At 74.6% G+C, this 20,418-nt stretch carries 16 protein-coding genes and 1 riboswitch; of the genes, 8 read left to right on the forward strand and 8 right to left on the reverse strand.

Annotation, left to right across the window (positions count from 1 at the left end; all coding sequences use genetic code 11):
* Positions 1-624 precede the first annotated feature (624 nt).
* Both ACVJO7_RS24290 and ACVJO7_RS24295 read right to left on the reverse strand, forming a co-directional pair.
* A complete protein-coding gene (locus ACVJO7_RS24290) occupies positions 625-1,263 on the reverse strand; it encodes a response regulator transcription factor (RefSeq protein WP_491674791.1) in 639 nt (212 codons plus the stop codon).
* Positions 1,260-2,570, reverse strand: coding sequence for a sensor histidine kinase (locus ACVJO7_RS24295; protein WP_491674792.1), 1,311 nt, complete (start codon positions 2,568-2,570; stop codon positions 1,260-1,262). The genes ACVJO7_RS24290 and ACVJO7_RS24295 overlap by 4 nt, the downstream gene beginning before the upstream one ends.
* Before the next feature lie 111 nt (positions 2,571-2,681).
* Between ACVJO7_RS24295 and ACVJO7_RS24300 the strand changes: the two genes are divergently transcribed.
* Both ACVJO7_RS24300 and ACVJO7_RS24305 read left to right on the forward strand, forming a co-directional pair.
* Positions 2,682-3,305, forward strand: coding sequence for a hypothetical protein (locus tag ACVJO7_RS24300; protein WP_491674793.1), 624 nt, complete (start codon positions 2,682-2,684; stop codon positions 3,303-3,305).
* Entirely contained in the window at positions 3,271-4,443 is a 1,173-nt protein-coding gene (locus ACVJO7_RS24305; protein ID WP_491674794.1) for a DUF418 domain-containing protein, read from the forward strand. The genes ACVJO7_RS24300 and ACVJO7_RS24305 overlap by 35 nt, the downstream gene beginning before the upstream one ends.
* Here the strand turns inward: ACVJO7_RS24305 and mftM are convergent.
* Positions 4,364-5,113, reverse strand: a complete 750-nt coding sequence (gene mftM / locus ACVJO7_RS24310; RefSeq protein ID WP_491674795.1) for a mycofactocin oligosaccharide methyltransferase MftM — start codon at positions 5,111-5,113, stop codon at positions 4,364-4,366. The genes ACVJO7_RS24305 and mftM overlap by 80 nt on opposite strands.
* Positions 5,114-5,658: 545 nt before the next feature.
* On the opposite strand from mftM, the gene ACVJO7_RS24315 reads away from it, so the two are divergent.
* Entirely contained in the window at positions 5,659-5,811 is a 153-nt protein-coding gene (locus tag ACVJO7_RS24315; protein ID WP_491674796.1) for a hypothetical protein, read from the forward strand.
* A 19-nt stretch (positions 5,812-5,830) separates the two neighbouring features.
* Here ACVJO7_RS24315 and ACVJO7_RS24320 read toward each other — a convergent pair whose 3' ends face one another.
* The 4 genes from ACVJO7_RS24320 to mdo form a co-directional block, all read right to left on the reverse strand.
* Positions 5,831-6,436, reverse strand: a complete 606-nt coding sequence (locus ACVJO7_RS24320; protein WP_491674797.1) for a hypothetical protein — start codon at positions 6,434-6,436, stop codon at positions 5,831-5,833.
* Between the two features lie 118 nt (positions 6,437-6,554).
* Positions 6,555-8,096, reverse strand: a complete 1,542-nt coding sequence (locus tag ACVJO7_RS24325) for a VWA domain-containing protein (RefSeq protein ID WP_491674798.1) — start codon at positions 8,094-8,096, stop codon at positions 6,555-6,557.
* A 9-nt stretch (positions 8,097-8,105) separates the two neighbouring features.
* Positions 8,106-9,371, reverse strand: a complete 1,266-nt coding sequence (locus tag ACVJO7_RS24330) for an AAA family ATPase (RefSeq protein ID WP_344021026.1) — start codon at positions 9,369-9,371, stop codon at positions 8,106-8,108.
* A gap of 133 nt (positions 9,372-9,504) precedes the next feature.
* Positions 9,505-10,797, reverse strand: coding sequence for an NDMA-dependent methanol dehydrogenase (gene mdo / locus ACVJO7_RS24335; protein WP_491674799.1), 1,293 nt, complete (start codon positions 10,795-10,797; stop codon positions 9,505-9,507).
* 232 nt (positions 10,798-11,029) lie between these two features.
* Positions 11,030-11,237: riboswitch (cobalamin riboswitch) on the forward strand.
* Between the two features lie 174 nt (positions 11,238-11,411).
* On the opposite strand from mdo, the gene metE reads away from it, so the two are divergent.
* A complete protein-coding gene (gene metE, locus ACVJO7_RS24340; protein ID WP_491674800.1) occupies positions 11,412-13,712 on the forward strand; it encodes a 5-methyltetrahydropteroyltriglutamate--homocysteine S-methyltransferase in 2,301 nt (766 codons plus the stop codon).
* A 474-nt stretch (positions 13,713-14,186) separates the two neighbouring features.
* Positions 14,187-15,167 (forward strand): DUF6925 family protein, encoded by a 981-nt coding sequence (locus ACVJO7_RS24345; protein ID WP_491674801.1) that lies wholly within the window; start codon positions 14,187-14,189, stop codon positions 15,165-15,167.
* A gap of 9 nt (positions 15,168-15,176) precedes the next feature.
* Here the strand turns inward: ACVJO7_RS24345 and ACVJO7_RS24350 are convergent, their stop codons facing one another.
* Positions 15,177-15,851 (reverse strand): TetR/AcrR family transcriptional regulator, encoded by a 675-nt coding sequence (locus ACVJO7_RS24350; protein ID WP_491674802.1) that lies wholly within the window; start codon positions 15,849-15,851, stop codon positions 15,177-15,179.
* Positions 15,852-15,942: 91 nt separating this feature from the next.
* On the opposite strand from ACVJO7_RS24350, the gene ACVJO7_RS24355 reads away from it, so the two are divergent.
* The 3 genes from ACVJO7_RS24355 to ACVJO7_RS24365 are packed head-to-tail and all read left to right on the forward strand — an operon-like array spanning position 15,943 to position 20,401.
* Positions 15,943-17,763, forward strand: coding sequence for an ABC transporter ATP-binding protein (locus ACVJO7_RS24355; protein WP_491674803.1), 1,821 nt, complete (start codon positions 15,943-15,945; stop codon positions 17,761-17,763).
* Positions 17,760-19,538, forward strand: coding sequence for an ABC transporter ATP-binding protein (locus ACVJO7_RS24360; RefSeq protein ID WP_491674804.1), 1,779 nt, complete (start codon positions 17,760-17,762; stop codon positions 19,536-19,538). Before ACVJO7_RS24355 ends, ACVJO7_RS24360 begins: the two co-directional genes overlap by 4 nt.
* On the forward strand, positions 19,535-20,401 hold the full coding sequence (locus ACVJO7_RS24365; protein ID WP_344021008.1) for a siderophore-interacting protein: 867 nt from the start codon (positions 19,535-19,537) through the stop codon (positions 20,399-20,401). Before ACVJO7_RS24360 ends, ACVJO7_RS24365 begins: the two co-directional genes overlap by 4 nt.
* Positions 20,402-20,418: the final 17 nt, after the last annotated feature.

Consider the following 20,418-nt stretch of genomic DNA (forward strand, 5'->3'; position numbering starts at 1 on the left):
CGCCGGGTTCCCCGGGATGTGCTCGGTGGACCGGACCGGACCGGACCGGGCGTAGCGCGTGCCGCGTTCCGCGGAACGCGTTTGGCGGGGCCCTGGCACCGGATCGGGGCGGTTCCGCGGGGCCTGTTGAGCGGGAGCGCTCCCCGGCCGGGTCGCGTGTTATGGAGCGTGCTCGCCGGGCCCACGACGGGGCCGCGTCGCGTTCCGCGGAACGCGCGACCTGCCCTCGCCCCTCGCCCCGGCAGGAGCGTGACGCGGAGGGTTCTCTCGGGCTTCTCCACCGGGTGCAGCTGCGTTCCGCGGAACGCGAACCTGGCCGCGCCGCTCGGGTCCGTCCGGGCGGTGGCGCGCGAACCCGGGGACGGCCGCCGGGCTGGGCCCGGCGCGTTCCGCGGAACGTGCCGGGTGGCGGATCGCCGCGGGCCAGGGCGGATCACAGCGGATCACGGTCCTGCGTGACGGACCACGGTGGACCCCAGCGGATCAGAGGATTACGGCGGCTCACAGCTGACCCCGGTGGAGCGCGGCGGAGCGCGCCGGCTCAGAGCGGAGTGTGGCGGACCACGGCGGCGTGCGGCGTGCGGCGGACCACGGTGAGCGTGGCCTGGGTGGTTTCACACCGGTTCAGACCAGCCCCGCCTCCTGCGCGGCGATGGCGGCCTGGGTGCGTGAGCGCAACCCCAGCTTCGCCAGCACCCGGGAGACGTGCGTCTTCGTCGTCCCCTCCGAGATCACCAGCTCCGCCGAGAGCTCGGCGTTGGACAGCCCCCGGCCGAGCCCCGCGAGCACGTCGGTCTCCCGGGCGGTGAGCCGGTCCAGCCCGGGCACCCGGCCCGGCCGGGGAGCGCCCGCGTAGCGGCTGATCACCCTCCGGGTCACCTCCGGCGCCAGCACGCCCTCGCCGCGCGCGACGGCGCGCACCCCGTCGAGCAGCCGGACGGCGTCGACCGATTTCAGCAGGAACCCGGCCGCGCCCGCGGCGAGCGCGCCGTCGACGAGATCGTCGAGATCGAACGTGGTGAGCACCAGGACCTGGGACAGGCTCCGGGCGAGGATCCGCCGGGTCGCCTCGATGCCGTCGATCCCGGGCATCCGGATGTCCATCAGGACGACGTCGGGCCGGTGCGTCTCCGCCGCGCGCACCGCGCCGATCCCGTCCCCGGCCTCGTCGACGACCTCGATGTCCGGGTCCGAGCCCAGGATCAGCACGAGCCCGGTGCGGACCGCCTCCTGGTCGTCGGCCACCACCACGCGGACGCTCACCGGGCACCTCCGCCGAACGGGAGCGAGGCCCGGACCAGCCAGCCGTCGCCGTCCGGTCCGGCGTCCAGGGTGCCGCCGACCGCGCGGGCCCGCTCGTCCAGCCCGGCCAGACCGGTGCCGCCGTGCAGCGATGGGCCGCCGGTCGCCGGCCGGGTGCCGGGCCCGTTGCGGACCTCGATGGTGAGCGCCTCCCCGGCGGTCCGCAGCCGGACGGCGACCGGCGCGCCCGGGGCGTGCTTCGCGGCATTGGTCAGCGACTCCTGGACGATCCGGAATCCGGTGAGCTCCACCGGCGCGCCGACCTCGGTGTCGGGGGGACGTTCGTCGTCGTAGCGGACGGCCAGCCCGGCGGCGCGGGCCTCGTCGAGCAGCCGGTCCAGCTCGGACAGCCGGGCGGGTGCGGTGGGCGGGTCGTGCGGGCCGCCGGTGCGCAGCAGCCCGATCATCGTGCGCATCTCGCCGAGCGCGGCCACGCCGGACTCGCGGACGGTGCCGAGCACCCGGCGCATCACCGCCGGATCGGCGCCCGAGTGCAGCGCCGCCTCGGACTGCAGCGCGATCGCGGACAGCCGTCCCGCGACGACGTCGTGCAGGTCCCGCGCCATCCGGGCCCGTTCCTCGGCGACCGCCGCGTCCCGTTCCCGGGCCGCCGCCCTGGCCGCCTCCTCGGCGCGGGCCCGCTCGGCGTCGGCGATGTCGGCGTGCCTGCGCACCTCCAGCCCCCACACCGTCGGCACCCCGACGATCAGGACCAGGTTGAACAGGCTGAGGATCGCCAGCCGCCCGCCGCCGAGCACCAGTGCGGCGGCGGCGAGCAGGGCCACCACGGTCCCGGCGCAGGCCGCGACGACCTGCGCGGTCCGCCGCGGCGGGTGCCGGACGGCGCAGTAGAGCAGGTCGGTGAGCACCAGCAGGACGCCGAGGTCGGTGCGCCCTTCCCAGACCACCCCCGCGGCCAGTGCCAGCGTGCCGACGACCAGTCCGGCCGGGGCGGCGGCCCGCCGCAGCACCGAGCCCAGGCAGGCGGCGGCGAGGACGGTGACCGCCGGGACGGTCACCCCCAGGGCCGCACCGGACCACGGCACCCGCATCTCCGGGAGCGCCCACATCAGCAGCAGCCCGAAGGCGAACCAGCCGAGCGCGACGCCGGTGTCCCGGACCGGCAGCGGCAGGCCCCCGAGGCCCTTGAGGCCCCCGAAACCTGCCGACGGCCCGGTGGAGTGACCGGCGGACGGGTCGGCGGAGTGACCGGCGGCGGAGGGGCCGGCGGAGCGACCGGAACCGAGATCGGCGCGGACACGGGGCATCCGGACATCCCAGCACGTCCCGGGCGGTCCGGGCGTCCGTCGAAGGTGGTAGTGCCGGATCGGTCGGGCGCCGGACGACCGGGACCGCGCCGGTGGACACGATCGTCGGCCATGGGGGAATCCGTGGGGGAGACCGTGGTGGAGCTGCTGCTCGCCGAAACGCTGCTGTGGCTGATCGGCGCCGCCGAGATCGCGTTCTGGGTGTTCCTGGTGGCCGGGCTCGCCGCCCGCTACCTGCTGCGCCGCCCGGCTCTCGGCGCCGCGCTGCTGGTCGGTGTGCCGCTGATGGACGTGGTGCTGGTCGTCGCCGCCGTCGCGGACGTGGCGTCCGGCGGGGAGCCGTCCCGGGTGCACGGCCTGGCCGCGGTGTACCTGGGCGCGACCGTCGCGTTCGGACACCCGATGATCCGCTGGGCGGACGCCCGGTTCGCGCACCGGTTCGCCGGCGGGCCGCGACCGGTGCGGCCCCCGCGCGGCGGCCCGGCCCGGGTCCGTCACGAGTGGCGCGGGTTCGGGCGGGTGGTACTGGCTTGGCTGCTCGCGGCCGGGTTGCTGTGCCTGCTCACCGCGGTCGGTGGGCAGCCGTTCCCGGAGCCCGCGCAGTGGCCGGCCGACCCGATGTGGGCCTGGCTGGGACGGCTGTCGCTGGTCGCCGCGATCTGGTTCGTCGCGGGCCCGCTGTGGGCCACCGTGCTGCCCGGTGACGACCGGGAGGGTGACCGTGTCCGGTCCTAGGCTCGCGGCACCGGACGTCCTGCGCGGGCTGGCGATCGCCGGGACGTTCGCGACGAACGTGTGGGTGTTCGCCGATCCAGGCGGCCCCGGCGCGGTGCTCGCCGGGTTCGCCGGCGGCTGGTGGCTCGACGGGGTGCTGCTCGCGGTCAGCAACGGGAAGTTCCTGGCGCTGCTCACCCTGCTGTTCGGGATCGGGATGGAGCTGCAGTACCGCTCCGCGGTGCGCCGCGGGCTGCGGTGGCCGGGCCGCTACCTCGCCCGGGCCGGGATCCTGCTCGCCGAGGGGCTGCTGCACTACCTGCTGGTGTTCGAGTTCGACGTGCTGATGGGCTACGCGATCGCATCGGCGCCGGTGGCCTGGCTCATCGGACGCTCGCGGACGGTGCGGCTGACCGCCGCCGGGCTCGCCGGGGCGTTCGTGCTGCTCGTCGTCGGGGTGCTCACCCTCGGCATGCTCACCGGGGCCGGCGAGCCGGCGTTCCCGCCGTACCCGTCGACCTGGACCGGGCAGGTGTGGCTGCGGCTCACCCAGCCGCTGCTGTTCCGGATCGAGCTGGTGCTGATCGTGCCGTCGGCGGTGGTGCTGTTCCTGGCCGGTTCGGCCCTGCTGCGCGCGGGCGTGTTCGACGACGGCGGGGCCCGGCTGCGCCGGCGGCTGGTGCTCCTCGGGGTGGCCGGGGTGCTGCTGAACGTGATGACGTCGCTCGGCGGGCCGGCTTGGTTCGCCGTCGAGCGGTACCTGGTCGCGCCGCTGGTGGCGGCCGGGCTGCTCGGGCTGGTGCCGGAGGTGCTGAGCCGGCTGCGCGGTCCGGCCGGGCCGGTGCGGCGTGGCCTGACGGCGATCGGGCGGACGGCGATGACCTGCTACGTCGGTCAGAACGTGCTGGCCGCGGTGCTGTTCCACGACTGGGGGTTCGGGCTGGCCGGTGCGCTCGCCGGGATGTCACCGCAGGTCCGGACGGTCGTCGTGGTCGCGGTGTGGACGGGGGTGATGACGGTGTCGGCGGTGGCGGCCGCGCGCCGGTTGCGGTCCCACGACCGCGGCCCGCTGGAGGCGCTCACGCACCTGGCGGCGGCGCCGCGGGATCTCCGGCGCCGTGCAGGTCGACGACCAGCCAGCCGCCGTGATGCTCGGTGACCTCGAACGGGTGTCCGGTGCGCTCGCCGAGCCGCTGCAGGGTCGCGACGTCGAAGGTCCGCACGTGCCCCCAGGCCGGGTTCGGCTCGTCCTCGAACGGGACGGCGACCACGATCCGCCGCCGGGCCAGCCGCAGCATCTCGGCGACCACCTCGTCGCCCTCGGCCGCGGGCAGGTGCTCGATGAGGTGCACCGCGAAGACGGTGTCGGCGCAGCGGTCCGGGAGTGCGACGGCGCGCGCGTCGGCGACGTGCGTCTCGACGTCCGCGCCCAGCTGCGGCGCCATCCGGGCGAGCAGGTCGACGGTGCCGCCGGTGAGGTCGGTGGCGGTGACCCGGTGCCCGTCGCGGGCCAGCTGCAGGGACAGGAACCCGAAGCAGCAGCCCAGCTCCAGGACGTCGGTGCCGGCGACGAGCTCGCGGGCCCTGGCGTGCACCGGCGCGGTCTCGGCGTTCGTGCCGCCCGCTTCGGGTTCACCGGTCAGCGCGTCGAGGGTGTTGCGGTAGAAGGCGAGCCAGGCGTCGTCGGGGAACTCCGGGTCCTTCGCCGCGCTCGCGACGCAGGCGACGAACGCCTCCTCGAACCGCTCGGCGGGGAGCAGCCCCGGCTGGACGAGAGTGCGGTCCAGCCAGCCGGCGAGGTCGTTGCTGAGCCGGTCGGTGTCGATCATCGGCGCTCCTGGGCTGGGCGGTCACCCTCACGCTAGGTCGTCGGGTGCGCGGCGCACCATCTCCGACCCTCCGGGTCCTCCCCCTCCGGACGGCCGGGCGAGGGTGGGCCGGCCGGCTCCCCGGCCGGCCGTCGCCGCGGCGGGACCTCGGCCAGCGCGGCGGCCCGGGTGGTCGGCCCCGCGCTGCGCTCGGCCTTCGGCCCGGCCAGCCCGCCCGTCCTAGACGAGCTGGATCCGGGCGGCGGTCTCGTCCGGGTCCGGGTGGCCGAGCTGTACCAGCGCGCCGCGGAAGGCGGTGCGCTGCCGGGCCCGGTGCTCGGCGACGACGGCGGTAGCCGCGCCGGCGGGCGGCCGACGAGACCAGGTCGAAGACGACCCGGATCCGGCCGAGCGGGTCGTCGCCGAGCCCGCGCACCGCGCGCCGCAGGCGCTGCAGGTCCTCCCGGTCCGCGCGCTCCAGGTAGGCGGTGACCAGCGCGTCCTTCGACCGGAAGTGACTGTAGAGGCTGGCCCGGGCCACCCCGGCGGTGGCGATCAGCCGGTCGATGCCGACGGCGCGGATACCCTCCCGGTCGAACAGCCGGGCCGCGATCGGGCTGGCGGTCGGCTCGTCGGCGCTGTTGGAGCAGGGCACCCGGCCGGTGTTCCAGTTCCTGCGGATGGTCTCCCCGCTGGCCGGGGCGCCCGCCACCGGCTGAGCGCTGAACCCGGCCCGGCTCAGGCCGCGGCGTCGTGCGCCGCGACCAGCCGGGCCTTCAGCGCGACGTCCTTGTTGACCGGGTCGTGCGCGCCGTCCGGGACGGTGCCCGCGGCGACCGCGATCGCGTTCATGGTGCCGACCATCCGGCACAGGTGCGCGATGCGGCGCTCGGTCGCGTCGATCGGCGGGAGACCCTCGACCAGGGCCAGCGTGCGGTCGACCCACATCACCTCGGCGTGCAGCCCGGCTTGCTCCAGCACCACGCGCAGCCGGACGGCGATCTCGTGCCGGGTCAGGCCGTTCCAGCTCTCCAGGGTGCGGGCGTCCAGCGGGAACAGCTTCCCGCGGTCGCGCAGCCAGATCAGCTCCAGGGCGTGCGCCCGGCCGTAGGCGCAGTAGACGCAGCCGTTCGCCAGCGAGATGGTGAGCCCGGCGAGATGGGTCCGGACCGGCCCGAGCAACCGCAGCGTGACCAGGAAGCGCGGGAAGTTCAGCGCGAACCAGCGCAGCGCCGGCCCGTTGCCCATGGTCGCCACCATCGCCGGGATCACGCCCGGCATGTATCCCCACATCGCGGTACACATGCGCGCGAGCAGGCGGACCACCAGCCCACCGTCACCCATCGCCGGACGCTCCTTCACAGGGGGGACGACCGACTGTACCTCCGCGGGAACGGAACGTGATGACGATTCGGTCGAACGGCCTAGAGCGCACCGGGTGCGCACCCGGTGCGGCCCCGGGTCAGCGACCGATCAGCTCGCCCGCCATCTCGTTCGTTGTCGTCTCCAGGCCGGACAGGTCCCGGACCACCCGGACCCGGTCGCAGAACTCGGCGTAGGTGGGCAGGTCGCAGCGGCCCAGCCCCCACGAGTAGCGGGGCTCGGGGGTCAGCCAGATCGTCTCCCGGGCGCGGCGGGTGATCTCGACGAACGCCTCGGTGTTCGGGTCGTTGCCGTTGCCCCGCCCGTCGCCGAGCACCAGCACCGTGGTCCGCCGGGTGACCGCCGAGCCGTGGTCCTCCAGGAACTGGCCGAACGCCAGGCCGTAGTTCGAGTTGGCGTCGACGTCGAGCTGGTCCCCGCCGAAGATCAGCCCGAGGGCGTGCTCCACCGGATGGTCGGCGAACAGGTCGGTCACCTCGACCAGATCGGCCACGAACGCGAACGAGCGCACCTGGCCGAACAGGTCTTGCAGGCCGTGCACCAGGTGCAGGGTGAACCGGGCGGTGGCCCGGACCGACAGCGAGACGTCGGCGAGCACCACCAGCCGCGGCTTGTCCTCCTGCCGGGCGACGGTGACCGGGGCGAACGGCACCCCGTCGTAGCGCATGTTGCGGCGCATCGTCCGGGCCGAGTCGATCCGGCCGCGCGGCGACACCCGGCGCCGGTGGGTCAGCGCGCCGTGCAGCGACTTGGCGAGCCGGCGCAGCGAGTCCTCCAGCTGCATCCGCTCGGTCTCCGACGCCCGGTCGACCTCGGCGACGCGTTCGGCGTCGTCGTGCCCCTCGACGATCCGCTGCTCGATCTCCAGCAGCTTCTCCAGGTGCGCCTTGAGCAGCTCGGGCAGGTTCTCCAGCACCCCGGCCAGCCGGCGGCGCAGCGCGGCGGCGTCGTCCTCGGTGCCCTGCGCCTCCTCGGCGAGCCGGTCCTCCTCCGAGGTCAGCCAGCCGAGCAGCGCGTCCTGCTGGGCGACCGAGAGATCGGCGTCGACCTTGGTGCCCTGGGCCTGCGAGATGTCACCGGGCAGGCCGCCACCGGAGAACCGGTCGGTCTCGATCTGCACCCGCTGCCCGTCGGCGACGTCACCGGCCTGCTCCTTGGACAGCACGATCTCGTCGGTCATCGACGCCATGTCGATCTTGTTGGCCTCCTGGTGCAGGTTGTACTGCTCGGCCAGGTCCTCGGGATCGAAGAAGTCCCGGATGTCGGCGGGGGTGCCGTGGTCGTGGCCCTCCTGCGGGGTCTCCGACGGTTCCTCGGACAGCGTGAAGTTCTCCAGCGGCGTGTCGTCGCTCATGTCGCCGTGGCCGTGCCCGTGCCCGTGGCCGGTGTCCGACTCGCCGACCTTGACCAGGGCGAAGAACAGGTCGAAGACCTCGTCGTAGGTGGCCTCGTCGCGCCGGTCCTTCACCAGCGCGACGCGCAGCGCCTCCTTCAGCACGGACCGGTCGGCCAGCACCCCGGGCTGGGCGGCGCAGGCCATCGCGTCGAGCGCCTCCGAGACCGAGATGCGGACCGCCCGGATCCGCAGCAGCCGGACGAAGCGGTGGATGCTCGCCTCCACGTCGCGGCCTCAGATCGGGCGCTTGCGGGCGCCGAACGAGCGGGCCCCCTGGCCGGGGGTGACGGAACGCAGCGGCGGCGCGGACCGCCCGGCCGCGGCCTTGTTGCCGTAGCCGTCGGCGTGCCGGCCGGGCTGGTCCTTGGCGGCGCGGCGGGCCCGCCCGTCGACGTCGCCGTCGTCCGGCCCGTCGTCGGGACGGCGGCCGGGGCCGGTGTCGGGCGCATGGCCCGCGTCGTGCGAGTGGTCCCCGTCGTGCCCGTGCCCGTGGCCGTGCCCGTGCCCGTGGCCGTGCCCCGGCTCGGTGACGACGGCGTTCGGGTCGACCAGGTTCGGGATCGCGTCGAGCGCCTTGCGGACGTCCTTGTCGTACTTCACGACGACCGAGACGGTGTCCGACAGGACCTGCGAGTTCAGCTCCTCGACGCCCAGCACGGCCAGCGTGCGCGCCCAGTCGATCGTCTCCGAGATCGACGGCGCCTTGCGCAACTCCAGCTCGCGCAGCCCGCGCACCACGCCCACGAGCTCCTCCGCCAGCTGGTCGGCGAGCCCGGTCTTCTTCGACCGCACGATCTCCAGCTCGCGCTGGGCCGAGGGGTAGTCGAGGAACAGGTGCAGGCAGCGGCGCTTCAGCGCGGCCGCGAGGTCCCGGGTGTTGTTCGAGGTCAGCAGCACGTAGGGGCGGTGCTTCGCGAGGAACGTCCCGACCTCGGGCACCGAGATCTGGTACTCGCCCAGGGTCTCCAGCAGCACCGCCTCGAGCGCCTCGTCGGCCCGGTCGACCTCGTCGATCAGCAGCACGCACGGCTGCTCGGACCGGATGGCCTCGAGCAGCGGGCGCGGCGCCAGGAACCGCTCGGAGAAGAAGACGCTCTCCTGCGACCCGATCCGGTCGACGGCCGACGCCAGGTCCGGCGCGTCCTCGACGACCTGCCCGATCTTCTCGCGCAGGATCTGGGTGTACATGAGCTGCTTGCCGTAGTCCCACTCGTAGAGGGCCTTGGTCTCGTCCTGGCCCTCGTAGCACTGCAGCCGCAGCAGCCGGCGCCCGGTGGCCAGCGCGAGCATCTTCGCCAGCTCGGTCTTGCCGACGCCGGCGGGCCCCTCCAGCAGCAGCGGCTTGTCCAGCCGGGTGAGCAGGAAGACCGTGGTCGCGAGCCGGGTGTCGGCGATGTAGCCCTGCTCGCGCAGGGTCTCCACGACCTCGTCGACGGACTCGAACGGCGCCGTGTTCGGGACGGGGCTCTCAGCGCTCGTGGAGCCGGGAACGGGAGTCACGCTGGGAATCTCCTTCACAGGCCGCACCGGAGGTGGGTGCGGCGGGCCGCGCAGCCGACGGGCCCACCCGTGGCGAGTATGACCTCGCACGGAGTGGGCCCGCAGGCGCGAACGGGTCGGGCTGATCGGACGATCAGGTGAGCAGGTCGTCCAGGTCGCCGTTGATGGAGTGCTCGACGACCGGGCGGACGGTCTCGAAGGTGCACTCCTTCGGGTTGCCCGGGGTGCAGGCGTCACCCAGGACGTGGTTGGTGATCCGGTCGACGTCCGCCGCGTCGCCGATGATGGTCGGCGCGTTCTCGTAGAACTTCGTCGGGCCGATCCCGAGCCGGTTCTTCGAGTAGGTGTCCTGCTTGACGTCGGCGAACTTCTCCGGGATGCCCACGTCGCGCAGCAGCCGGATGGACGCGGCGAGCGCGGCGTCGGCGGCCTGCGGCTTGGTCATGCCGCTGGTGTCGATGCCCATCGCCTCGGCGATGTCGGCGAACCGCTCGTAGGCGACCGGCATGTTGAACGCCCACACCCGCGGCAGCGCGATGGCGTTGTTCAGGCCGTGGTGGGTGTCGTAGAAGGCCGACACCGCGTGCGAGATCGAGTGGATGATCCCCAGGCCACCGGAGTTGAACGCCTGCGCGGCGATGTACTGCGCGTACATCATGCCCTCGCGGCCGGCCAGGTCCTGGCCGTTCCACACGGCCTGGCGCAGGCTCTGCGAGGTCAGCTTGATGGCGTGCAGCGCGTTGCCCAGCGACGGCTGGAAGTTCAGCCGGGAGACGTAGGGCTCGGAGGCGTGCGCGAGCACGTCGAAGCCGCACTGCGCGGTGTAGTCGATCGGGCAGTCGTAGTAGAGCACCGGGTCGTCGATCGCCAGGGTGGTGACCGAGGCGTCGTCGAACGCGACGTACTTGTGCGGGTTGTCCGGGTCCGTCGTGGTGTCGGTGATCACGTACGCCCAGGAGGTCTCGGAGCCGGTGCCGGCCGTCGTCGAGACCGCGATGTGCGGCGGGTTCGCCGGGTTCTCGGACTTGTTGAAGCCCTCGAACTCGTTGACGTTGCGGCCGTCGTGGGCGACCGAGACGCGCGCGCCCTTGCAGGCGTCGTGCGAGGAGCCGCCGCCGATGGAGACGAACGAGTCGCACTTGTTCTGCTGGTAGAGGCCCACAGCGTCCATGACGTTGTAGTCCTTGGGGTTCGACTCGACCTGGTCGTACACGACGACCTCGAGGCCGTGGTACTTCATCGACTCGACGATCTTGTGGACGATGTCGGTGCCGCGCAGGCCGGACGTCATGACCAGGGTCTTCTTGAAGCCCAGCTTGAGGGCCTCCGGGCCGATGAGCTCGTGCGAGCCGGGACCCAGCAGCGCCCTGGGGAACGGGTGGAACTCCTTGATGGGGAACGGCTTGAGCAGCTCGTCTACCTGCATGTCAGCCCTTTCTGCGGCAGGCGGATGGGTCGAGCCGCACGCTAGGACCGGTTGTGGCCCCGGGCACAGAGGTGATCGCGATTACTCCTCGGCAGACCAGGCAGGAAACCCGTCTGAACGGAGGGGTGCAGGGATAGGTCGCCCTCGACCCCGAGCGGGGAGGGCGAACATGTTGCCAGAGTATGGCAACAGTTAGGACAAGGCAACAGTCCGCCGATCGCGTCCGGTGGGTTATGGTCGGTCCGCCGACGGTTCGTGCCGGTCCCCGCGGGGCCGGCACGGGACAACAGGGAACCCGGTGTGAATCCGGGACTGCCCCGCAGCGGTGAGTGGGAACGACAGTCGTCATCAGCACTGGGAACCGACCCGGGAAGCGACGGCCGGTAGGCACGAGCACGGCGCCCACGAGTCCGAATACCTGCCGCCGGTGCGCGCGCCGACCGGCGTGCGCGGATCCGTGGCCTCGAGGGAGGGCCCAGCGGACGACCGGGTGACCACCGTGCCCGCCGGCGCCGTCGCGCGTCCGGTGCGGACCCGCCCGGACCGTGCCGTCGTGCCCCTCTCCGGCGGTGACGGGTCCTCCACCGCGCTCGCGAGGAGAGAGGGCAGTGACCATGGCGAAACCTGTGTCATCCGTGTCCACCACCGGCAGCACCGTGCTGGGGTACCCCAGGATCGGGCCGCACCGGGAGCTGAAGCGCGCGACCGAGGCGTTCTGGGCCGGCCGGTCCGACGTCTCCGCGCTGCACGAGGTGGCGGCCGGTCTGCGCCGCGACACCTGGACCACGCTGCGGGACGCGGGACTGGACCAGGTCCCCGGCAACACGTTCTCGTTCTACGACCACGTCCTGGACACCGCGCTCGCCGTCGGCGCCGTCCCGGAGCGCTTCGCCGGCATCACCGACCCGCTGCAGCGGATGTTTGCGATGGCCCGCGGCCGCACCGGCGCGCCGGCCTGCGAGATGACCAAGTGGTTCGACACGAACTACCACTACCTGGTGCCCGAGATCGGCCCGGGGACCCGGCTCGCGCCCGGCTCGCGCGCGGCGCTCGAGGAGTTCCGGGAGGCGCTGCGCTCCGGCGTCGTGACCCGCCCGGTGCTGGTCGGCCCGGTGACCCTGCTGCTGCTCTCGAAGCCCGCCGAGGGTGCGCCCGAGGAGTTCCGGCCGCTGGACCTGCTCGGCCCGCTCGTCGAGGTCTACCGGGACCTGCTCGCCGAGCTGGCCGACGCCGGTGCCGAGTGGGTGCAGCTGGACGAGCCGGCGTTCGCCGCGGACCGCTCCGACGACGAGATCGCCGCGCTGCGCCGGGCCTACGACCGGCTCGCGGCCGCGCCGCGCCGGCCGAAGATCCTGGTCGCGTCGTACTTCGGCGAGCTCGGCCCGGCGCTGCCGGTGCTCGCCTCGACCGCGGTCGAGGGCCTGGCCCTGGACCTGGTCACCGGGGCGTCCGATCTGGACGGGATCGACGGCGTCGAGGGGATCGGCGGCAAGCTGGTGCTGGCCGGCGTCGTCGACGGGCGCAACGTGTGGCGCACCGACCTGGACGCCGCCCTGGTCACCGCGTCGCGGCTGACCGGCGTCGCGGGCCGGGTGGGGATCTCGACGTCGTGCTCGCTGCTGCACGTCCCCTACGACCTGTCCGTGGAGGCGTCGCTGACCGGCGACGTCGTCGACATGCTCGCCTTCGCCCGGCAGAAGGTCGACGAGGTGGTGCTGCTCGGCCGCGCCCTGCACGGCGGCCGGGCCTCGGTCGCGGCCGAGTTCGACGCCGCGCGGGAGACCCGGGAGCGGGTCGCGGCGGCCGCCCGCCGGGACGCGACGGTCCGGGCCCGGCTGGCCGAGCTGGGCGCCGACCACTACCGGCGCGGCGCGGCCGACGTGCGGGCGAAGGTGCAGCGCGAGGCGCTGGGCCTGCCCGACGTCCCGACCACCACGATCGGCTCGTTCCCGCAGACCGCCGCGATCCGCACCGACCGGGCGGCGCACCGCAGCGGCCGGATCGACACCGGCGAGTACACCGGGCGGATGCGCCGGGAGATCGCCCGCGTGGTCGCGCTGCAGGAGGAGATCGGGCTGGACGTGCTGGTGCACGGCGAGCCCGAGCGCAACGACATGGTCCAGTACTTCGCCGAGAACCTGGACGGCTTCGCCACCACCGAGTTCGGCTGGGTGCAGTCCTACGGCTCGCGCTGCGTACGGCCGCCGATCCTGCACTCGGACGTGTCCCGCCCGGCCCCGATCACCGTCGACTGGGCGAGCTACGCGCAGTCGCTCTCGCAGCGGCCGGTGAAGGGCATGCTGACCGGGCCGGTCACCATCCTGGCCTGGTCGTTCGTCCGCGATGACCAGCCGCTCGCCGACACCGCCCGCCAGGTCGGGCTGGCCCTGCGCGACGAGGTCGCCGACCTGGAGGCGGCCGGGATCCGGATCATCCAGGTGGACGAGCCCGCCCTGCGCGAGCTGCTGCCGCTGCACGAGCGGGACCGCGCCGACTACCTGGAGTGGGCGGTGGACGCGTTCCGGATGTCGGTCGGCGGGGTCGCCGACGGCACCCAGATCCACACCCACCTGTGCTACTCCGAGTTCGGCGAGGTGGTCGGGGCGATCGACGGGCTGGACGCCGACGTCACCACCGTCGAGGCGGCCCGGTCCCGGATGGAGGTGCTCGCCGACCTGGGGCCGGGCATCCCGCGCGGCCTCGGCCCGGGCGTCTACGACGTGCACTCGCCCGAGGTGCCGGACACCGACGAGCTCGCCGGCCAGCTCACCGCGGCGCTGCGGCACATCGGCCCGGAGCGGCTGTGGGCGAACCCGGACTGCGGGCTGAAGACCCGCGGTGAGCCGGAGACCGTCGCGGCGCTCACCAACCTGGTCGCGGCGGCCCGCCGGGTCCGGGCGCAGACCACCGGCTGACGCCGGTGCGCTCCCGCGGCGTCACACCGGACCGGACGTCACGGTGGACGCCGCGGGGGCATTCCGCACCGCCGCAGCGCTGCTGCTGACCGTCTCCGGGCTGTCCTTCCTCGGCCTGGGGGTCCAGCCGTCTGCGGCGGAGCGGGGCTCGATGGTGGCGCAGCGGTGGGCACCTCGTCACCGCGCCGCAGGCGGTGCCCGTGCCCTCGGCGGCGGTGCTGCTGACCGCGGGTGTCGCCCGGTGGCGGGGACGGCGCCGGTACCGGATCGGGGCCCGGTGTCCCGGCAGGCTCCGCGGCTCCGGGCTCGGGGTACCAGCGGAACGCCTCCGGTCGGCCCTCCCAGTCGCATCCGGTGCACTCGGTCCCGTCGTGCGGCCCCCGCCCCATGCGCACTCTCCCGAGTTGTTGCACCCAATATGCAACACGCCGGTGCGGGGTGTCGACCGCCGCCGGTGCAGGGCAGGGTGCGGGGATGGACGCCGTTCGGGAGCTGCTGACCGGATACCTCGACGACCCGGACGCGGGCTGGAGCATGGGCGCACCCGGCGCGATCGCGGAGTTCGTCCGGCTTCCGGACGAGCCGGTCACCACCGGTCCCGGGACGGTCGTGACCGGACGCGGCGGCATCCGGGTGGATCCGCCGTCCGGATCCCGGCCGGTCGCCCACCGCACCCCGGTCGGCCCGGGCGGGCACTGGAACCACGCCGTCGCGCTGTGCCTGCCCGCCGGCGACGCCCGCCGGGCCGGCCGGACGGCGGTGACCGTCCTCGGCCCGGACACCGGGGCGCTGCGCGCCGCCGACCGGGACGCGGTGCTGGTCGACCTGGGGCTGGGCACGCCGACGGTGGACGCCTGCGTGCGCACCGCCGATCCGGACCTGCTCGATCTGCTGCGGGACGCGCAGGGTCACCCGCTGGACGCCCGCCTCACCGGCGCGCTGGTCGCCGCCGGTCCGCACCGGGTGTTCCGGACCGCGATCGGCCGGATCGAGGTGTACGCGGCGATCCCGCCGCCGGACGGCCGCTCGCCGGACGGCCCGCACACCCATCTGCTGCCGGACGTGCTGCGGTCCGGGCGCACGCACGCGGCGACCGTCCCGGTGCCGGCCGGGTACCTGCCGTGCGGGCACCTCTACCCGGCCCATCCGCTGACCGACCTGACCGGTGGCCGTCGTCCGTTCGACCCGGAGCGGCTGGTCGCGTTCGACCGGCTGCTCGACCGGTTCGGCGATCCGGCGCAGCGGGAGATCACCGCCGAGGTGACCCGCGCGGTGCGCGCCGGGGAGCGGCCCGGTGCCCGCCCGGCCGATCCGCCGGGACGGGCGGCGCAGGCCGTCGCGCTGCGGGTGCTCGGGCACACCGGCGCCGATCCGGACGTGCTCGCCGCCTGGCGTGGCCGGGCCGCGCCGGAGCCGGACCTGCTCGACCCGGACGGCGACCGCAACGCCGGGTGACCCGCCCGGTCAGCGGATCCCGCGGTAGCCGTCCCGGCCGCCGGCCCGCCGGTGCTCCACGCCGTCGAGCACCAGCGCCACCTTGTCCAGCACGTGCGCCCGCGGATCGAGCATGATCGCCAGCACCTCGGAGCGGACCGGCTCGTCCAGCGAGTCGAGGTAGGCGGCGGCCGGCCCGGAGATGTCGCCCGGCCCGCCCTGCGGGCCGCGGACGAACCGGGCCTGGACCGTGCCGTCGGCGACGATGTCCAGGGCCGCGTCGGCGGCCCGGACCGCGGCGCCGGGATCGAAGCCCGCCTCGCGCAGCACCGCGACGATCTGCCGCATCCGCCTGCCGGAGACGGTGCCGAGATCGGCGTCGAAGTCCCGGATCAGGCCGGAGTAGCGCATCAGCAGGTCGAACGCGAGCGCCGCCTCGTCCTCCAGGAACGCCCGCCAGCCCCGGTCCGACGGCGGCAGCGGGGTGCGGGCGAACACCAGCTCCACCGCGGCGGCGGCGATCTCCTCCAGGCCGTCGACGTAGCGGTACAGGGTGCCCGGTGCGACGCCGAGCCGCTCCGCGACGGCGACCACCGACAGCCGGTCCACGCCGACCTCGACGGCCGCCTCGACGATCTCCTCCCGGGTCAGCCGCGGCTTGGGGCCCGGCCGGTTCCCGGCGCGTGGGCCCGGCCTGATCGACACCCCGGAACCGTACGCCGGAAGGGATTGCGAACGCTATTCACGGATAGCTAAGGTTCGCCTAATCAAACCTCTGTCCGACCCGGGAGACGTCGTGACCACGACCATCGACGAGCAGCAGGTCCCGGCCGGCCCGGCGGTCGAGCCCGCACCGGACCCGCGGGCCCGCGCCCGCGCCGAGTCCGCCGCGCTGGCCGACCTGCTCCGGCCGGTCCGGGGCACCATCCGGGTCGCGCAGGTGCTGGCCGCGATCGGCTCGGCGGCCGCGCTGGTGCCGTTCGTCGCGCTCGCCGGGCTGGCCGCGGCGTTCCTGGAACCCGGCCCGCCGGACGACGGCGCGGTGCTCGGCGCGGTGTGGCTGATCGTCGGCGGGCTCGGCGCCCGCGGCGTGATCACCGGCCTGGCGCTGGCGCTGACCCACTTCACCGACGTCCGGCTGCAGGCGCTGCTGCGCCGCCGGATGGCCGCGCACCTGGGCCGGGTGCCGCTGGGCTGGTTCTCCGAGCGCTCCTCGGGGATGGTCCGCAAGGCCGCCCAGGACGACGTGCACGACCTGCACCAGGTCGTCGCGCACCATCCGGTCGAGTGGGTCGGCGCCTGGGTGCTGCCGATCGCCGGGATCGGCTACCTCGCCTGGCTGGACTGGCGGCTGGCGCTGCTCGCGCTGGTGACGCTGCCCTGGTACGCCGCGGCCTACGCCTGGATGATGCGCGGCTACACCGAGAAGGTCGAGCAGATGAACGCCGGCAACGAGCGGATCAGCTCGGCCGTCGTCGAGTTCGTGTCCGGCATCGCCGTGGTCAAGACGTTCGGCCAGGCCCGCCGGGCGCACCGCGGCTACGCCGAGGCCGCCCGCGACTTCGGCCGGTTCTACTCCGAGTGGGTCCGCCCGATGCTGCGGATCGAGGTGATCGCGACGATGGCGATCTCGGCGCCGGTGGTGTTGCTCGTCGCCTGCGCCGGGACTGCCTGGTTCGTCGGCGCCGGCTGGATCACCCCGGTCGAGGCGATGACCGGCATCCTGGTCTCGCTGGTCGTTCCGACCACGATCACCGCGCTCGGCTTCGGCGCGTCCAACCGGCGCACCGCCGCTGCGGCGGCGCTGCGGCTGCACGAGCTGCTGGCGACCCCGGTGCTGCCGGAGCCGGACGAGCCGCGCGAACCCGCCGGGCACCGGATCGAGCTGTCCGGCGTCCGGTTCTCCTACGGCGGTGGCAACGGTGCCGAGGTGCTGCGCGGGATCGACCTGGACTGTCCGGAGGGGACGGTCACCGCGCTGGTCGGCCCGTCCGGCGCCGGCAAGACCACGCTGGCCACCCTGGTCGCCCGGTTCCACGACGTGACCGGCGGTGCGCTGCGGATCGGCGGCGTGGACGTGCGGGAGATCGATCCGGCGGCGCTGTACCGGCACGTCGGGTTCGTGCTGCAGGACGTCCAGCTGCTGCACGGCACGATCGCCGGCAACGTCCGGCTCGGCCGCCCGGACGCCACCGACGACGAGCTGCACGACGCCTGCCGGACCGCCCGGATCCACGACCGGATCCTCGCGCTGCCCCTCGGCTACGACTCCGTCGTCGGGGAGGACGCGCTGCTCTCCGGCGGCGAGGCGCAGCGGGTGTCGATCGCCCGCGCGCTGCTCGCTGACACCCCGGTGCTGGTGCTCGACGAGGCGACCGCGTTCGCCGACCCGGAGTCCGAGGCCGAGATCCAGGACGCGCTGTCCGGGCTGGCCGCCGGCCGCACCGTGCTGGTCGTCGCGCACCGGCTCCCGACGATCACCGGCGCCGACCGGATCGCCGTCGTCGACGACGGCCGGATCGTCGAGTCCGGGACGCACGACGAGCTGCTCGCCGCGAGCGGCCGCTACGCCGCGATGTGGGCCGCGCACCGGTCCGGGGAGGACGACGCCCGATGATCTCCGACCTGCTGCTGATCCTCGGCCCGCAGCACCGGCGCCGGATGTTCGGCTACCTGGCCTGGGTGACCGGCTTCGGCGTACTGCAGGGCCTCGCCACGGTGCTGCTCGTCCCGTTCCTGGAGGCGCTGCTGGTCGGCGACACCGCGGCGGCCCGGACCTGGACCGGCGTGCTGCTGCTCGCCGTCGTGCTGGCCTGCGTGGCCTACCACGTGCAGGCCATGCGCGGCTTCGGCGTGGCGCTGGTGGTGCTGACCACGATGCACGAGCGGCTCGGCGACCACGTCTCGTCGCTGCCGCTGGGCTGGTTCTCCGCCGAGCGGGTCGGCCGGCTGTCCCGGCTGGTCACCGGCGGCACGATGATGGTGGCCGGACTGTTCGCGCACCTGCTGACGCCGCTGGTCGTCGCGGTCGCCACGCCGGCCACGATCGCGCTGGCGATGCTGCTGTTCGACTGGCGGCTCGCGGTTGCCGCCGCGGTCTGCGCGCCGCTGCTGTGGCTGGCGTTCCGGTTCGCGGCCCGCTGGGTGGGCCGCGGCGACGAGCTCGACGACGCCGCCGCGGTGGCCGCCGGGAACCGGGTCGTGGAGTTCGCCCGCGCCCAGCGGGTGCTGCGCGCCTTCGGCCGCGGCGCCGGCGGTTACGCCCCGCTGGAGGACGCGATCGAGGACCAGCGCCGCGCCGGGCGCCGCTCGATCTGGCTGGCCACCGCCGGCATCGTCGCGGGCGGGTTCGCGGTGCAGGTCGCGTTCAGCGTGCTCATCCTGACCGGCGCCTTCCTCGCGCTCGGCGGCACCCTCGATCCGGTCCGGATGATCGCGCTGGTCGCGCTCGCGGCCCGGTTCACCGGCCCGCTGGCCGAGGTCGGCGACTACGCGGGCGTCGTCCGGATCGCCCGCAACGACCTGCGCCGGCTGGTCGCGGTGCTCTCCGAGGAGCCGCTGCCCGAGCCGGCCGCCTCGGCCGCCCGCCCGGAACCCGGCGCCGTCGAGCTGGACCGGGTGAGCTTCGGCTACCAGCCGGGGACGCCGGTGCTGCGCGAGGTGTCGCTGCGGATCCCGCCGCGCAGCACGGTCGCGCTGGTCGGCGCCTCCGGATCCGGCAAGACCACGGTGACCCGGCTGATCGCCCGGTTCGCCGACGTCGACGCCGGGACCGTCCGGGTCGGCGGGGCCGACGTCCGCGACCAGACCACCGAGGACCTGATGGCCCAGCTGGCGCTCGTCTTCCAGGACGTCTACCTGTTCGACGGCACGCTGGAGGACAACGTCCGGCTCGGCAGGCCGGACGCGACGCCCGGCGAGCTCGCCGAGGCGGCCCGGCTGGCCGGCGTCACCGAGATCGTGCAGCGGCTGCCCGACGGCTGGGCGACCCGGGTCGGCGAGGGCGGCACCTCGCTGTCCGGCGGCGAGCGCCAGCGGGTGTCGATCGCCAGGGCGCTGCTCAAGGACGCCGACATCGTGCTGCTCGACGAGGCCACCGCCGCGCTGGACCCGGAGAACGAGCAGTTCTTCACCGGTTCGATGCGGGCGCTCGCCCGCCGCTCCACCGTGCTGGTGATCGCGCACCGGCTGCCCACCGTGGTCGGGGCGGACCGGATCGTCGTGCTCGACTACGGCCGGATCGTCGAACAGGGCACGCACACCGAGCTGGTGGCGCTCGGCGGCCGCTACGCCGCCTTCCAGGAGTCCCGCCGGCGGGCCCGCGGCTGGCGACTCGTGCCGGCCCGCACCGCCACCCCTACTGCCACAGCCACAGTCGAGGAGAGCCCGTGACCCAGCCCCTGCCCCCGTACGTCCTCGGCCGGGTGGCCGGGATCGAGCCGCTGACCCCGCTGATGCGCCGTATCACCCTGGAGTCCGACGACTGGCGCGGCGCCGCGTCGGTCGCCCCCGACCAGCAGGTGAAGCTGTTCCTCGCCCGGGACGGCGGGATCCCGGAGATCCCGGCCGCGCCGGAGGACGGCAGCGGCGTTGCCGGGTGGTACGCCCGCTACCTGGCCGTACCCGAGGAGCGCAGGCCGTGGATGCGGTCGTACACGGTGCGCTCGCTGGATCCCGACGCCGGCCGGATGGTGATCGACTTCGTGCTGCACGGGACGACCGGCGGCTCCGGCCCGGCCGGTCCGGCGAGCCGGTGGGCGGCCGCCGCCGCGATCGGCGACGCGGTGGGCGTGCTCGGCCCGGCCGTCGCCGGGTACCGGACGCCGTCCGGGCAGCCGGTCCGGCTGCTGGCCGGGGACGAGACCGCACTCCCGGCGATCGGGGCGATCCTGGAGTCGCTGCCGGCCGGCGTCCGCGCGGTCGCGGTGGTCGAGGTGGCCGGCCCGGCCGAGGAGCAGCGGCTGACCTCGCGGGCGGAGCTCGCCGTGCACTGGGTGCACCGGCCGGCGTCGCTGCTCGACGCGGTGCGGGCGGTGTCGCTGCCGGACCGCGCCGACGAGGTGTTCGGCTGGGTGGCCGGGGAGGCATCGGCGGTCCGGGCGGTGCGCAGGCACCTGGTCGGCGAGCGCGGCCTGGACAAGCGCGCGGTCGCCTTCACCGGCTACTGGCGGGCCGACCTGACCCAGGACGACGCGCCCACCGAGCAGGACCTGGCCGACGTCACCGAGCAGCTGGCGGACCAGGGCGCCCCGTGAGCGGGGTCATCCCACCA

The organism is Pseudonocardia sp. DxW (assembly GCF_058448985.1).

Excerpts from the sequence above, each read along its gene's own strand:
- ACVJO7_RS24320 (WP_491674797.1), bottom strand. The coding sequence starts at position 6,436 with ATGGGTGACGGTGGGCTGGTGGTCCGCCTGCTCGCGCGCATGTGTACC.
- ACVJO7_RS24345 (WP_491674801.1), top strand. The coding sequence starts at position 14,187 with ATGGACGCCGTTCGGGAGCTGCTGACCGGATACCTCGACGACCCGGAC.
- ACVJO7_RS24295 (WP_491674792.1), bottom strand. The coding sequence starts at position 2,570 with ATGCCCCGTGTCCGCGCCGATCTCGGTTCCGGTCGCTCCGCCGGCCCC.
- mdo (WP_491674799.1), bottom strand. The coding sequence starts at position 10,797 with ATGCAGGTAGACGAGCTGCTCAAGCCGTTCCCCATCAAGGAGTTCCAC.
- ACVJO7_RS24315 (WP_491674796.1), top strand. The coding sequence starts at position 5,659 with ATGCCGACGGCGCGGATACCCTCCCGGTCGAACAGCCGGGCCGCGATC.
- metE (WP_491674800.1), top strand. The coding sequence starts at position 11,412 with ATGGCGAAACCTGTGTCATCCGTGTCCACCACCGGCAGCACCGTGCTG.
- ACVJO7_RS24360 (WP_491674804.1), top strand. The coding sequence starts at position 17,760 with ATGATCTCCGACCTGCTGCTGATCCTCGGCCCGCAGCACCGGCGCCGG.
- ACVJO7_RS24300 (WP_491674793.1), top strand. The coding sequence starts at position 2,682 with ATGGGGGAATCCGTGGGGGAGACCGTGGTGGAGCTGCTGCTCGCCGAA.
- mftM (WP_491674795.1), bottom strand. The coding sequence starts at position 5,113 with ATGATCGACACCGACCGGCTCAGCAACGACCTCGCCGGCTGGCTGGAC.